Source organism: Escherichia sp. MOD1-EC5433 (genome assembly GCF_002966005.1).
Classification (GTDB): domain Bacteria; phylum Pseudomonadota; class Gammaproteobacteria; order Enterobacterales; family Enterobacteriaceae; genus Escherichia; species Escherichia ruysiae.
The window spans coordinates 274,082-286,821 of the sequence record NZ_PTRL01000001.1 but is presented as its reverse complement, the minus strand read 5'-3'; the positions used below and the strand labels follow the sequence as shown (position 1 = coordinate 286,821).

Sequence of the window (12,740 nt, the reverse complement as noted above, 5' to 3'; positions counted from 1 at the left end):
TTCAGTGCAGTACCGGCGCTTTTATGTGACGGGCACAGAGTTCATCCATCACAACCAGCCCGAGAAAGGACAGCGACGGCGCGGCCTTCAGGGGGCCGGATTCCATTAAATCTTCCAGCAGGGCACAGGCTATCTGACGCCCTTTTTCCTCACCGTGCTGGCGCAGATAAAAGCCTTCCAGCTCAGCGGCGATGGCCGCCTCCAGTGATTCAAGGGTGAGATGCGGGTAGCGGTGCTGACGTTCGCACACGGTCAGCCAGGCACAGGCGACAGCGCGACGGTAAAGGGCAGCGCGTAAGACGGGCGGTAAGGGTATTTTCATTTGTTTTCCTCCCTGTGACAGATGACTGCATTCTGTGCCGGTTGCATTAACTGATAAGGCATATCTGCGTCTCCTGAAGACGTGCGTATCCCTGCGCGAATACGCACATTTAATTTTTCGGGTGTCGTTTTTTAATTACAGATAATTGCGGTAACTGTTATCCGGGGTGATTTCCGGGTCAGGCTCCGTGCGGGGGATTTCCCGCCATTCCCGCGCCACCGGTGCCGTCCGGCTGACCGGAACAGGGTCCTGCGGGTAAATATCCAGATATTTCTCCCGCCATTTCTGTAATTCCGGGTCTCCGGCCATTTCTTTCAGTACCGCATGCCGGTTTACGGGGCTGCGTTTAAACAGGTCAGGACGGTCACAGGTAAATTCCCGCAGAAAACGCCCCAGCGGGATGTCTGTGGTGCGCCCGTCGGCGAGGATACGCACAAGGATACTGAATTTACGGCGGTACGGGTTCCAGACAATGTCCGGGCAGCGGTACGGCATTTCCCACGGAATACCGTCTTCCAGAATGCCGACCACGGCCACATCGGGAAAACCGGCAGAACGGTAAATCTCACCGGGCTGGGGAAAATCAAACATGCGTCCTGTCTCCCCGGTCTTTCTGCTGGGCGAGAAAATCGCGGCACAGGCCTTTGGCTTTCAGTTCATTCAGCACAAAATCAATATCTTCATTCAGGTAGCTGAAAATATGCGGAATGTAGAGCTGATGCAGGCCGGAGAGTTCACGGTGAATCAAATCACCCCCAACAAACTGGGATACGGCGCTGGCGCGGTTGAGCTTATGGTAGGCCTCAATGCTGAGGTGTTCACGGGCGTCATGACGCGCTGAGACGGTCTGAGGGGCTTTTTTATTACGCACGGGACACCTCCACCACCGGCAGACGGGCAGCAAGGGAGAGCACATAGTCACGGACAAGGGAACGGCGGGCGCTGCGTTCATCACCGGCGACGGTGCGAAGCATACAGATACGGGGATGACGGTCTGCGCGACGGACAGCCGCAAACACAAAGACAAATTCAGGGTGTGAGAGGGTAAGGGTTGTAGCCATGATGGCAGCCTCCTGTGAATAGCAAATAACGCTATCGCCGGAGTTTCCACGCTCGATGGCGATAGCCCAGACGGGGGTGGAAATACCGGCTTCACAGGATACCGGCCAGCCCGGAGGCTGCCCCGCCTGAGCTACCATTGACTCTGCGGCATAATGAGCGGACGCGGGCAGGATGCACGGAATGCCATCTGCACGACTGACCACACACCACACCATAATCTGGCGCTCTGTGGCGTTGATTGCGACACAAAAAAAGACGCATGGCGCGTCATATGTCGCCTGTGAATTGCTCGGGTTTCCACGCCCGGCTGCCGATTTTGCGGCAGCGGAAAAACTATATCCGCAAATGCCGGAAAAAGGCAAGCCAGAAAAAGGGACTTTTTGCAGAGCGGGCATCATCATGCGTCGTACCCCCGTTTGCGTCCGGCAATGCGCCCGGCCATCCATGCGGTGACTTCAGAGTGCAGCCAGGCCACATTTTTACCGCCAAGACTCACCTGCGGCGGAAATTCCCCCTTACGGATGAGTTCATAGATGGTCGAGCGTGACAGGCCGCACAGGTGCATCACTTCCGGCAGACGTAAAAAACGCTCCTGTGTGATGTCCGGCAGCGGCATCAGTGGCGTCACTGGGGCGGGAGACGGGGAAGAAAAAACAGCTTGCATCGGGCTACCTCGTTAATGTCCATACAGCACCGGATAAGTCCGTCCGGCTTCGGGTAGCACTTTATTTTGTGAATATTTTTGGCAGACGCAACAGGGGGGATTTGTTCCGGCAGCCTTACAATGGCTGTGTATTTTTTGTTCATCTCCACTTAAAGTCATTTAAAGCCACTTAAAGCAATTCGTAATTTTTATAGTGAAATACAAATCGTTTTTTCTTATTCATTCCCGGCGAATTAATAAAAACAAACAGTAATAAACAGCACAAAAAGCCCATCAACGGGTGAACAGTGGTGAACAGACGGTGAACAGTCATTACTGCGATTGTTCACCCTTTAACTTACTGTATTAATTATCTTTTTTCTTATGGTGAACAGAGGTGAACAGTAAAATATAAAAAAACAAACAGTAAGCCGGTTTTTCCTGCGACCTTTTCCTGGCTTGCCGGTCTGAGGATGAGTCTCCTGTGTCAGGGCTGGCACATCTGCAATGCGTCGTGTTGTTGTCCGGTGTACGTCACAATTTTCTTAACCTGAAGTGACGAGGAGCCGGAAAATGTCTGACAACACCATCCCTGAATATCTGCAACCCGCGCTGGCACAACTGGAAAAGGCCAGAGCCGCCCATCTTGAGAACGCCCGCCTGATGGATGAGACCGTCACGGCCATTGAACGGGCAGAGCAGGAAAAAAATGCGCTGGCGCAGGCCGACGGAAACGACGCTGACGACTGGCGCACGGCCTTTCGTGCAGCCGGTGGTGTCCTTAGCGACGAGCTGAAACAGCGCCACATTGAGCGCGTGGCACGCCGGGAGCTGGTACAGGAATATGACAATCTGGCCGTGGTGCTGAATTTCGAACGTGAACGCCTGAAAGGGGCGTGTGACAGCACGGCCACCGCCTACCGGAAGGCACATCATCACCTTCTGAGTCTGTATGCAGAGCATGAGCTGGAACACGCCCTGAATGAAACCTGTGAGGCGCTTGTCCGGGCAATGCATCTGAGTATCCTGGTACAGGAAAATCCGCTCGCCAACACCACCGGCCATCAGGGCTACGTCGCACCCGATAAAGCTGTCATGCAGCAGGTGAAATCATCGCTGGAACAGAAAATTAAACAGATGCAAATCAGCCTCACCGGTGAGCCGGTTCTCCGGCTGACCGGACTGTCAGCGGCAACACTTCCGCACATGGATTATGAGGTGGCAGGCACACCGGCACAGCGCAAGGTGTGGCAGGACAAAATAGACCAGCAGGGTGCAGAGCTTAAGGCCAGAGGACTGCTGTCATGATTTACTGCCCGTCGTGTGGACATGTTGCTCACACCCGTCGCGCACATTTCATGGACGATGGCACCAAGATAATGATTGCACAGTGCCGGAATATTTATTGCTCTGCGACATTTGAAGCGAGTGAAAGCTTTTTCTCTGACAGTAAAGATTCAGGAATGGAATACATTTCAGGCAAACAGAGATACCGCGATTCACTGACGTCAGCCTCCGGCAGTATGAAACGCCCGAAAAGAATGCTTGTTACCGGATATTGTTGTCGGAGATGTAAAGGCCTTGCACTGTCAAGAACATCGCGGCGTCTGTCTCAGGAAGTCACCGAACGTTTTTATGTGTGCACGGATCCGGGCTGTGGTCTGGTGTTTAAAACGCTTCAGACCATCAACCGCTTCATTGTCCGCCCGGTCACACCGGACGAACTGGCAGAACGCCTGCATGAAAAACAGGAACTGCCGCCAGTACGGTTAAAAACACAATCATATTCGCTGCGTCTGGAATGAGGGCTGCCGGTTAACACCGGCCGTCGCCGCACACCGTATTTTTATTCTTCAGCATGATGAGAAAGAGATAACGATGGAAAGCACAGCCTTACAGCAGGCCTTTGACACCTGTCAGAATAACAAAGCAGCATGGCTGCAACGCAAAAATGAGCTGGCAGCGGCCGAACAGGAATACCTGCGGCTTCTGTCAGGAGAAGGCAGAAACGTCAGTCGCCTGGACGAATTACGCAATATTATCGAAGTCAGAAAATGGCAGGTGAATCAGGCCGCCAGTCGTTATATTCGTTCGCATGAAGCCGTTCAGCACATCAGCATCCGCGACCGGCTGAATGATTTTATGCAGCAGCACGGCACAGTACTGGCGGCCGCACTGGCACCGGAGCTGATGGGCTACAGTGAACTGACGGTCATTGCCCGAAACTGTGCCATACAGCGTACCACAGATGCCCTGCGTGAAGCCCTTCTGTCCTGGCTTGCAAAGGGTGAAAAAATTAATTATTCCGCACAGGATAGCGACATTTTAACGACCATCGGATTCAGGCCTGACGCGGCTTCGGTGGATGACAGCCGTGAAAAATTCACTCCTGCGCAGAACATGATTTTTTCGCGTAAAAGTGCGCAACTGGCATCACATCAGTCTGTGTAAAACTCCCCGAAAATCCGCCCGTTTTTACTGAAAAAAGCCATGCATCGATAAGGTGCATGGCTTTGCATGCGTTTTCCTGCCTCATTTTCTGCAAACCGCGCCATTCCCGGCGCGGCCTGAGCGTGTCAGTGCAACTGCATTAAAACCGCCCCGCAAAGCGGGCGGGCGAGGCGGGGAAAGCACTGCGCGCAAGGCTGATAACATAAATAAAATACAATGAACTCATTACGTTTTATTAAATGCCGCAATGATCACACACAATAATCTATCAATAGAGGATATTAATTTAGTAACTACAAAGGAGAACGTATGCGCGATAAATTCATTGATGCCATTCATAGTTGTTTAAAAATTCAGCTAACTTTTTATTCAAAAGAAGATAACGCGACAATCACAAGATTAACTGCGCCTATGGACTTCGGTCCTAGTCGTAGAGCTCATGATAAAAGTGACAGATTCCATTTTTGGGATTACGAAAGCGATAAAAAAAGTCATGTTCTCAGTTTGCAACCTGAAGCGATTGTATCTCTAGTTGTAATCCCTCAAAACTTTCATCCGCAAGAGTTTGTTAGCTGGACGCCAAACTGGTTTATTGCCAGAGATTGGGGCCAGTACTCTTAAATACATGAGGCTACATACGTAGCCTTTTAAATGGAATCTCCAGGGAATACGCGCGTACATTACCCGCCTCCAAAAGCCCACACTTTAAAAACGCAGGCATCATTATGATTTAATTGATTTTTATTATCTTCTTTGATGCTTAAATTGATGTTATACTGTTTTTATATACAGATACCAGGGCAGATAAGGAGGATAATATGTTAAATAAGCTTGCCAAATATCTTCTTACTGCCAGCTCAGTTGCTCCGGTATTTTTTACCTTAGCTTTTCTTTCATGTATATCAAAACACTATAAATTTATGATTGCTTACTTATCATTGTGTGCAATTATACTTTTACTGTGTGTTTTGATTGTTAAATACGCAATTAAATATAATTCTGTAACCAGTAAAAAATTAACCACCGCTTCTCCAGCAGATAAGGAGATAACAAATTATTTCTTAACCTATTTATTTCCCTTAATCAGTGGTCCAGATGCATTTATGGATATTAGGATTGCTTCTTTCTTTGCTGTGAGTTTATTTTTTTACATCAGTTTTTCAGGTTCCTACAGTTTCAACCCATTATTATCATTTTGGGGATATAAATATTATGAAGCCGAAGACGATACAGGCGTAAGCTTTGTTATATTATCGAAAAAGCCACTATTAAAAGCATCAGGCAATCGTGTTAATTTGATTAAGCTTACTGATTACACATATATAGCAATATAGGAATAAATATGGAATTGTTTGCAATAACAGATAATACAGTTGGCACACGCATTGTAAAAATTGTTACTGACAGGCCGACTCAAAATGTAATCACACAGCTATTCAATGAACAAAAAACTTTTTTTGAAGAACGCTATACAGAAGGCGTAGAATTTTCAGGTGGCTACATCACTAGTGGAGATGAGTTTTTTGTCATTCCTGACTTTGATGATGTTATCGCTGTATTAGATGCTATTAATAATCCCACAACTATCCCTCCATGGGAGCCGGAAGAAATATCAGTCTTCAATATAATCGCTCTGTTTTCAGGCTATCCTGAAGAGGATGGAAAACCTGCAACTGCCTTAATCCAAAGCTTCGATAAAAGGCAAGTTATTGATAACAGAAGAACAATTTTCCAAAAACCATTTCAGGCAAGCAATACCTTTTGCCAGTCTACTGAGCATGGTATAGTCATCGACAATAAGCTAACAGCTATTCTTGCAGGTACAGAATTAAAGTTTAAAAGCTTCCATATGCTCCGCAGGATATTTGATGTAGATGCTTATTTCAGAGAAGCCACTAATGAAGAATTAACAAGTTTTTCTTCTCATGAAAAATTTTCAGTAGCTCCGGGTTTTGATTTAACAACAATTGCTGACTCTGTTATTAGAAAGAAAGTTTCCTTGATTAATAAATCAAGAATACTTGAGGACTACTCTGTGACTGAGTTAAGAATATCAGCGGCTGAAATTGGTGTTGTTCTAGAAACTGAAAAAATCGGTGAATTAGAAAAAATAAAAATGCCGCAAATAAGAAAAGATGTAAAAAGATTATTGCATTTTTTAGATGAGGACTATTTCACATCCCATATAACCAGAACGCTATATCGCGCAAACTCTAAACGTCGAGAAGATGTTTAATTTTTATAAAAGTTGGGGGGGGGGAATCCCCCCGCTTCAAAAGTTGATTTTTATAAACTCACTTTATATTAGATATTTTCCCGTAATCAAATGGTGTTATCATTCTTAGTTTATTCTCGTCCAAATAATCAGCCCACCACTGTACCATCAATCGACGTTCGTCCAAATGCTCAGAAGTATGGATATAAGCCGCGCGTACATTATTTCGTTCTGTATGGCTTAACTGACGCTCTATCGCATCATCGCTCCATAGCCCCGACTCCCCCAGTGCACCACGCGCCATCGTTCTAAATCCATGCCCACAAACTTCGGTTTTAGTGTCATATCCCATCGCCCGTAATGCGTTGTTTACTGTGTTTTCACTCATAACCTTAGTTGCGTCATGATCGCCCGGGAAAAGCAGTTTCTTATCACCACTAATCTGCTTCAACTGGCCTAACAAATTCATCGCCTGACGACTAAGCGGAACAATATGCTCCTCTTTCATCTTCATACCACGATACGAGTAACGCACCCCCTTAATTTCCTCCCGCTTTGCAGGTACGCGCCAAAGGGCTTTATCGAAGTCGAACTCATTCCAACGCGCGAAACGTAACTCACTGGAACGCACAAAAGTCAGTAAGGAAAGCTCGACTGCGATCCGTGTCATTACACGACCACGATATGCAGCGAGACGTGCAAGAAACTCAGGTAACCGGCAGGAAGGTAACGCAGGGTAATGTCGCACTTTGGTTGTAGATAGCGCACCAGCCATATCACTGGCCGGATTCGAGTCAATGTAATCGTTCTGTACAGCATAACGCATAATGGCCGTTACACGCTGTTGCAGGCGCTGAGCGACGTCGTGTTTTCCACTAGCGTCAACTTTTTTAATTGGGGCTAACAGGTGGCTGGTTTTGAGTAGACGAATATCGGACGAACCAATATGAGGGAAGATATAAAGCTCAAGATATCGAAGAACGCGAGATCGATGGTCTTCACTCCAGCGCTTGTTGCTGGCATGCCATTCACGAGCAATGGTTTCGAAAGTATATGCCCCCGAGTTCTCGGCCTGAGCCTCTTTCTGTTCGGCTTTTGGATCAATGCCCTGCACTAATAGCTTTTTGGCCTCATCGCGCTTTGCTCTTGCCTGAGCAAGCGTCACAGTAGGCCAAACACCAAAAGCGAGGCGATCCTCTTTTTTGTCAGAGGGGCGTCTGTATTTCATACGCCAATATTTTGATCCTTTGGCCGAAACCTCAAGGTACAAACCGCCGCCATCGGCCATTTTGTAGGTTTTATCTTTTGGTTTTGCGGTCTCGACCTGTCTGGCGCTGAGCTTCATTTGGGGGCACATTTCTAATCGAAGTTAAGATGCCCCCAATTATGCCCCCAATGACATCCGGATTTCAACGGACAACCTCGGACAACTCAGGACGTAAAAATCGCTGCAATCATTGATTTTTAAGGAATAATTGGACTTTCTCGGATGGTCTTGGAAGAGCTAATGGTGCCGAAGGCCGGACTCGAACCGGCACGTATTTCTACGGTTGATTTTGAATCAACTGCGTCTACCGATTTCGCCACTTCGGCACTGAAGAGGTATGCGGAAAACGTTGTGGATTATACCTGTCATGCGCCGCCATGCAAGCGCCAGCTTACGCCTGCCTCGCTAAGTGCTGAAAATTTCGGCATTGTATTCCACGATGTGTAACCTCTGTCACACTCCAGGCACCTGCCGACCATGCTCTACACTTCCCGCAGCAAAGTCGCACCAACAACCGAACTGTTCCCAATGTCGAAAATTAACGATGCCATCCAGCATGTACGTGACGGTAAGGTGCGCTGCCGCGTGGTCCTGAAAGCCGACTTCTAATCCCTTTATCAGGTCGATTCTGCCCGGCCTTTAAGACATCTCGCAATCGGCTGAATTTAGTGGTGAAAACTTTTCAACCGTGCCTATACTCCAGGCAGGGAACTGGAGGAAATCTCATGAGCGAACCACTTTTAATTGCACGCACGCCTGACACGGAACTGTTTTTATTACCCGCTATGGCTAACCGTCACGGGCTGATTACTGGCGCAACGGGGACGGGTAAAACTGTCACGCTGCAAAAACTAGCGGAATCACTGTCAGAAATCGGTGTACCCGTGTTTATGGCCGATGTGAAAGGCGATTTGACCGGGGTTGCACAGGAAGGTACGACCTCGGAAAAACTGCTCGCTCGGTTGAAAAGTATCGGCGTCAACGACTGGCAACCACATGCGAATCCAGTGGTGGTGTGGGATATTTTTGGTGAGAAAGGTCATCCAGTACGGGCTACGGTCTCCGATCTGGGGCCGCTGTTGCTTGCACGACTGTTAAATCTCAACGACGTGCAAACTGGTGTGCTGGATATCATCTTCCGCATTGCTGACGATCAGGGACTGTTGTTGCTCGACTTTAAGGATCTTCGGGCCATTACCCAGTACATCGGAGATAACGCCAAATCATTCCAGAATCAGTATGGCAATATCAGTAACGCATCTGTTGGTGCAATCCAGCGCGGATTACTGTCGCTGGAGCAGCAAGGAGCGACGCATTTCTTTGGCGAGCCAATGCTAGATATCAAAGACTGGATGCGTACCGATGCTAACGGCAAAGGCGTCATCAATATCCTTAGCGCCGAAAAGCTCTACCAGATGCCAAAACTGTACGCTGCCAGTCTGCTGTGGATGCTTTCTGAATTGTATGAGCAACTGCCGGAAGCGGGGGATCTGGATAAACCGAAACTCGTCTTTTTCTTCGATGAAGCGCATCTGCTGTTTAACGATGCACCGCAAGTGCTGCTGGATAAAATTGAGCAGGTAATACGGCTTATCCGCTCGAAAGGCGTGGGCGTCTGGTTTGTCTCGCAAAACCCTTCGGATATACCCGACAACGTACTCGGGCAGTTGGGGAATCGCGTTCAACACGCTCTGCGCGCCTTTACGCCGAAAGACCAGAAAGCAGTGAAGACGGCAGCGCAAACCATGCGACCCAATCCAGCGTTTGATACAGAAAAGGCAATCCAGGAGCTGGGAACCGGCGAAGCGTTGATCTCATTTCTGGATGCGAAAGGTAGTCCTTCTGTGGTGGAGCGTGCAATGGTGATTGCGCCTTGTTCACGGATGGGACCGGTGACGGAAGATGAGCGTAACGGCCTGATTAATCACTCGCCGGTATATGGCAAGTATGAAGATGACGTGGATCGGGAATCTGCCTATGAGATGCTGCAAAAAGGAGTGCAAACCAGTACCGAACAGCAAAATAATCCACCAGCCAAAGGAAAAGAGATGGCTGTGGATGACGGTATTCTCGGTGGGTTAAAGGACATTTTGTTTGGCACTACCGGACCGCGTGGCGGAAAGAAAGATGGCGTAGTGCAGACTATGGCGAAAAGTGCCGCCCGCCAGGTCACGAACCAGATTATACGCGGTGTGCTGGGAAGCTTGCTGGGAGGGAGAAAAAGGTAAGTAAGGTGCTGTCTGTGCCCCTCACCCTAGCCCTCTCCCCAAAGGGGCGAGGGGACCGATCGAGCTCGTATTTGACTTTATCAAAAATCTGAAAGGGAGCTTTCGCTCCCTTTCTTCACTCATCTGGTTACGATTTTCTCATTAACAGCCACAGGCTGATTAAGAAGAAACTTGCACTTGGCAACAGTGCGCCGATGATCGGCGGGATGCCGTAAACCAACGTCAGCGGGCCGAAGATCTGATCCAGTACATAGAACACAAAACCGAAGCTGATACCAGTAACCACGCGCACGCCCATCGGCACGCTACGCAGTGGGCCGAAGATGAACGACAGAGCCATCAGCATCATCACCGCCACGGATAGCGGCTGGAAGATTTTGCTCCACATGTTGAGCTGATAACGTCCGGCGTCCTGACCGCTCGACTTCAGATACTTCACATAGTTGTGCAAACCGCTGATGGAGAGTGCATCCGGGTCCAGCGCCACCACGCCCAGTTTGTCTGGAGTGAGGTTGGTTTTCCAGGTGCCACTCACGGTCTGTGAACCGGTGATTTGTTTTGGATTAGTCAGGTCAGATTCATCAACCTGCGACAGACGCCAGACTTTATGTTCAGGATCAAACTTAGCGGAAGCGGCATAGCGCACAGATTGCAGACGACGATTTTCGTTAAAGGCATAAATACTGATACCCCCTAACTCTTCGTCACCTTTTACCCGCTCAATATAGACAAAATTATTGCCATCTTTAGCCCATAAACCTTGCTGGGTAGAGAGCAACGAGCCGCCGTACATCGCCTGTGCACGGTAGTTACGTGCCATCTGCTCGCCCTGCGGTGCGACCCATTCGCCAATCGCCATCGTCAGCAAGACCAGCGGAATGGCGGTTTTCATTACCGACAACGCCACCTGCATACGGGTAAAACCAGAAGCCTGCATCACCACCAGTTCGCTGCGCTGCGCCAGCATCCCAAGACCCAGCAACGCCCCCAGCAGAGCCGCCATCGGGAAGAAGATTTGCACATCTTTCGGCACGCTCAGCAGGGTATACATTCCTGCGCCTAACGCGTCGTAACTCCCCTGCCCGGCTTTTTTCAGCTGATCGACAAATTTGATAATGCCGGAGAGCGACACCAGCATGAACAGCGTCATCATGATGGTGGTGAAAATAGTTTTACCGATATAGCGGTCAAGTACGCCAAAAGGTTGCATCACACCGCTCCTTTACGCGAAAAACTGGCGCGCAGGCGGCGGACCGGCACGGTGTCCCAAAGGTTGAGAACAATCGCCAAAGCCAGATAAATCAGGTTAACAGTCCACATCCACAGCGTCGGGTCCAGCTTACCTTTGCCGCCGTTCGATTTCAGGGAGGTCTGGATCAGGAAGAAAAGCAGATACAGCAGCATCGCAGGCAGCATCGACAGTACGCGTCCCTGACGCGGGTTAACCACACTCAGCGGTACGACCATCAACGCCATCATAAACACGGTGAATACCAGCGTGATACGCCAGTTTAGCTCCGCACGGGCGCGATCGGTGTCGGTGTTCCACAACGTGCGCATGTCCATCTGGTCGGTATCGTTCGGGTCGAGCGCCACCGCCTGGTGACCAATGATCGCCTGATAATCCTGGAAGTCAGTAATGCGGAAATCACGTAATAGTGCAGTGCCTTCGAAACGCGTTCCCTGGTTGAGAGTCACCACCTGAGAGCCATCCCGCAACTGAGTTAAATGTCCGGAATCGGCCACCACCACAGAAGGTCGTGCATTACCTTTTGGTCGGATTTGCGCGAGGAACACATCTTTGAAGTCGCTGCCGTCAACGCTTTCGATGAACAGCACCGAGCTGCCATTGGTCGCTTGCTGGAATTGCCCTTGCGCCAGCGCCGCCATACCAGGGTTAGCTTTCGCTTCGGCTAACACCTCATCCTGATGACGCGATGACCACGGCCCCGCCCACATGACGTTAACCGCCGCGACAATCGCCGTGAACACCGCGAGAACCATTGCCGCTTTCACCAGAACCGCTTTGCTCAGGCCGCAGGCATGCATTACCGTAATTTCACTTTCGGTATACAGTTTACCCAACGTCATCAGCAGCCCGAGGAACAGGCTTAATGGCAGGATAAGCTGCGCCATTTCCGGCACGCCCAACCCGAGAAGGGAGAGCACCAGGTTCGCCGGAATGTCGCCGTCAACCGCTGCGCCGAGTATCCTCACTAACTTTTGACAGAAGAAGATCAAAAGCAAGATGAAGAGTATCGCCAGCTGGCTTTTGAGCGTCTCCCGAACCAGATATCTTATGATTATCACTTTAAATACGCCCGTAAAAACTCGTCTTTTGCAGGATTTTAGCTTGTTTCATGGCTTAAACGTCATTTATTCTCTTGAGTCGTCGAAATCGTCGCTAAGATAATTATACTCAACGGATTCACCTCTCAGATTTTGTTCTGACGTGCCAATGCCGTAATAACGTTAAGATTAACACGAAGTCATCGCAACAGCGGACATGAGTTACGAAAGCTTGCAATTCTATCTGTAGCCACCGCCGTTGT

Annotated in this window: 16 protein-coding genes, 1 tRNA gene and 1 pseudogene; 8 read left to right on the top strand and 10 right to left on the bottom strand. The window is 49.3% G+C overall.

Going from position 1 to position 12,740, the window contains the following annotated elements; all coding sequences use genetic code 11:
• Position 1: 1 nt before the first annotated feature.
• The 5 genes from C3D30_RS01480 to C3D30_RS01460 all read right to left on the bottom strand — a co-directional run bounded on the left by C3D30_RS01480 (position 2) and on the right by C3D30_RS01460 (position 2,048).
• Positions 2-322, bottom strand: a complete 321-nt coding sequence (locus C3D30_RS01480) for a DUF5375 domain-containing protein (protein ID WP_105286363.1) — start codon at positions 320-322, stop codon at positions 2-4.
• 135 nt (positions 323-457) lie between these two features.
• Positions 458-913, bottom strand: coding sequence for a hypothetical protein (locus C3D30_RS01475; RefSeq protein ID WP_097419756.1), 456 nt, complete (start codon positions 911-913; stop codon positions 458-460).
• On the bottom strand, positions 906-1,193 hold the full coding sequence (locus C3D30_RS01470) for a derepression protein (RefSeq protein WP_001244665.1): 288 nt from the start codon (positions 1,191-1,193) through the stop codon (positions 906-908). Before C3D30_RS01470 ends, C3D30_RS01475 begins: the two co-directional genes overlap by 8 nt.
• Complete coding sequence (locus tag C3D30_RS01465; protein WP_105286362.1) at positions 1,186-1,785, bottom strand: host cell division inhibitor Icd-like protein; 600 nt, start codon at positions 1,783-1,785, stop codon at positions 1,186-1,188. Before C3D30_RS01465 ends, C3D30_RS01470 begins: the two co-directional genes overlap by 8 nt.
• Positions 1,782-2,048: a helix-turn-helix transcriptional regulator gene (locus tag C3D30_RS01460; RefSeq protein WP_001149160.1), complete on the bottom strand. Its 267-nt coding sequence runs from the start codon at positions 2,046-2,048 to the stop codon at positions 1,782-1,784. Before C3D30_RS01460 ends, C3D30_RS01465 begins: the two co-directional genes overlap by 4 nt.
• A 552-nt stretch (positions 2,049-2,600) precedes the next feature.
• On the opposite strand from C3D30_RS01460, the gene sid reads away from it, so the two are divergent.
• The 6 genes from sid (at position 2,601) to C3D30_RS01430 (ending at position 6,714) form a co-directional block, all read left to right on the top strand.
• Positions 2,601-3,335: a capsid size-determining scaffold Sid gene (gene sid, locus C3D30_RS01455; protein WP_001392508.1), complete on the top strand. Its 735-nt coding sequence runs from the start codon at positions 2,601-2,603 to the stop codon at positions 3,333-3,335.
• A complete protein-coding gene (locus tag C3D30_RS01450; protein WP_000638634.1) occupies positions 3,332-3,832 on the top strand; it encodes an ogr/Delta-like zinc finger family protein in 501 nt (166 codons plus the stop codon). The genes sid and C3D30_RS01450 overlap by 4 nt, the downstream gene beginning before the upstream one ends.
• 73 nt (positions 3,833-3,905) lie before the next feature.
• The gene (locus C3D30_RS01445) at positions 3,906-4,478 is read left to right on the top strand and encodes a phage polarity suppression protein (protein WP_105286361.1); all 573 of its coding nucleotides are present in this window, start codon (positions 3,906-3,908) and stop codon (positions 4,476-4,478) included.
• A 309-nt stretch (positions 4,479-4,787) separates the two neighbouring features.
• Complete coding sequence (locus C3D30_RS01440; protein ID WP_001205027.1) at positions 4,788-5,099, top strand: hypothetical protein; 312 nt, start codon at positions 4,788-4,790, stop codon at positions 5,097-5,099.
• A 197-nt stretch (positions 5,100-5,296) separates the two neighbouring features.
• Complete coding sequence (locus C3D30_RS01435; RefSeq protein WP_000932801.1) at positions 5,297-5,812, top strand: KwaA family protein; 516 nt, start codon at positions 5,297-5,299, stop codon at positions 5,810-5,812.
• An 8-nt stretch (positions 5,813-5,820) separates the two neighbouring features.
• Positions 5,821-6,714 carry a Kiwa anti-phage protein KwaB-like domain-containing protein gene (locus C3D30_RS01430; protein ID WP_000418440.1) on the top strand — a complete coding sequence of 298 codons (894 nt, stop codon included), beginning with the start codon at positions 5,821-5,823 and terminating at the stop codon, positions 6,712-6,714.
• 58 nt (positions 6,715-6,772) lie between these two features.
• On the opposite strand, the gene C3D30_RS01425 is transcribed toward C3D30_RS01430, so the two are convergent.
• On the bottom strand, positions 6,773-8,038 hold the full coding sequence (locus tag C3D30_RS01425) for a tyrosine-type recombinase/integrase (protein ID WP_000776995.1): 1,266 nt from the start codon (positions 8,036-8,038) through the stop codon (positions 6,773-6,775).
• Between the two features lie 163 nt (positions 8,039-8,201).
• Positions 8,202-8,286, bottom strand: a tRNA-Leu gene (locus C3D30_RS01420).
• 151 nt (positions 8,287-8,437) lie between these two features.
• Between C3D30_RS01420 and C3D30_RS01410 the strand changes: the two are divergent.
• Both C3D30_RS01410 and C3D30_RS01405 read left to right on the top strand, forming a co-directional pair.
• Positions 8,438-8,569: pseudogene (locus C3D30_RS01410) on the top strand (alcohol dehydrogenase); the annotation flags it as partial.
• A 116-nt stretch (positions 8,570-8,685) separates the two neighbouring features.
• Positions 8,686-10,188 carry a helicase HerA-like C-terminal domain-containing protein gene (locus C3D30_RS01405; protein WP_016160006.1) on the top strand — a complete coding sequence of 501 codons (1,503 nt, stop codon included), beginning with the start codon at positions 8,686-8,688 and terminating at the stop codon, positions 10,186-10,188.
• A gap of 127 nt (positions 10,189-10,315) precedes the next feature.
• On the opposite strand, the gene lptG is transcribed toward C3D30_RS01405, so the two are convergent.
• The 3 genes from lptG to ytgA form a co-directional block, all read right to left on the bottom strand.
• On the bottom strand, positions 10,316-11,398 hold the full coding sequence (gene lptG, locus C3D30_RS01400; protein ID WP_010346283.1) for an LPS export ABC transporter permease LptG: 1,083 nt from the start codon (positions 11,396-11,398) through the stop codon (positions 10,316-10,318).
• Positions 11,398-12,498: an LPS export ABC transporter permease LptF gene (gene lptF, locus C3D30_RS01395; RefSeq protein WP_000584137.1), complete on the bottom strand. Its 1,101-nt coding sequence runs from the start codon at positions 12,496-12,498 to the stop codon at positions 11,398-11,400. Before lptF ends, lptG begins: the two co-directional genes overlap by 1 nt.
• 62 nt (positions 12,499-12,560) lie before the next feature.
• A complete protein-coding gene (gene ytgA, locus C3D30_RS20540; RefSeq protein WP_211180521.1) occupies positions 12,561-12,611 on the bottom strand; it encodes a protein YtgA in 51 nt (16 codons plus the stop codon).
• Between the last annotated feature and the right edge of the window lie 129 nt (positions 12,612-12,740).

Coding starts and splice junctions, on each gene's coding strand:
- C3D30_RS01480 (WP_105286363.1), bottom strand. CDS start 322: ATGAAAATACCCTTACCGCCCGTCTTACGCGCTGCCCTTTACCGTCGC.
- C3D30_RS01475 (WP_097419756.1), bottom strand. CDS start 913: ATGTTTGATTTTCCCCAGCCCGGTGAGATTTACCGTTCTGCCGGTTTT.
- C3D30_RS01465 (WP_105286362.1), bottom strand. CDS start 1,785: ATGATGATGCCCGCTCTGCAAAAAGTCCCTTTTTCTGGCTTGCCTTTT.
- C3D30_RS01460 (WP_001149160.1), bottom strand. CDS start 2,048: ATGCAAGCTGTTTTTTCTTCCCCGTCTCCCGCCCCAGTGACGCCACTG.
- sid (WP_001392508.1), top strand. CDS start 2,601: ATGTCTGACAACACCATCCCTGAATATCTGCAACCCGCGCTGGCACAA.
- C3D30_RS01450 (WP_000638634.1), top strand. CDS start 3,332: ATGATTTACTGCCCGTCGTGTGGACATGTTGCTCACACCCGTCGCGCA.
- C3D30_RS01445 (WP_105286361.1), top strand. CDS start 3,906: ATGGAAAGCACAGCCTTACAGCAGGCCTTTGACACCTGTCAGAATAAC.
- C3D30_RS01440 (WP_001205027.1), top strand. CDS start 4,788: ATGCGCGATAAATTCATTGATGCCATTCATAGTTGTTTAAAAATTCAG.
- C3D30_RS01435 (WP_000932801.1), top strand. CDS start 5,297: ATGTTAAATAAGCTTGCCAAATATCTTCTTACTGCCAGCTCAGTTGCT.
- C3D30_RS01430 (WP_000418440.1), top strand. CDS start 5,821: ATGGAATTGTTTGCAATAACAGATAATACAGTTGGCACACGCATTGTA.
- C3D30_RS01425 (WP_000776995.1), bottom strand. CDS start 8,038: ATGAAGCTCAGCGCCAGACAGGTCGAGACCGCAAAACCAAAAGATAAA.
- C3D30_RS01405 (WP_016160006.1), top strand. CDS start 8,686: ATGAGCGAACCACTTTTAATTGCACGCACGCCTGACACGGAACTGTTT.
- lptG (WP_010346283.1), bottom strand. CDS start 11,398: ATGCAACCTTTTGGCGTACTTGACCGCTATATCGGTAAAACTATTTTC.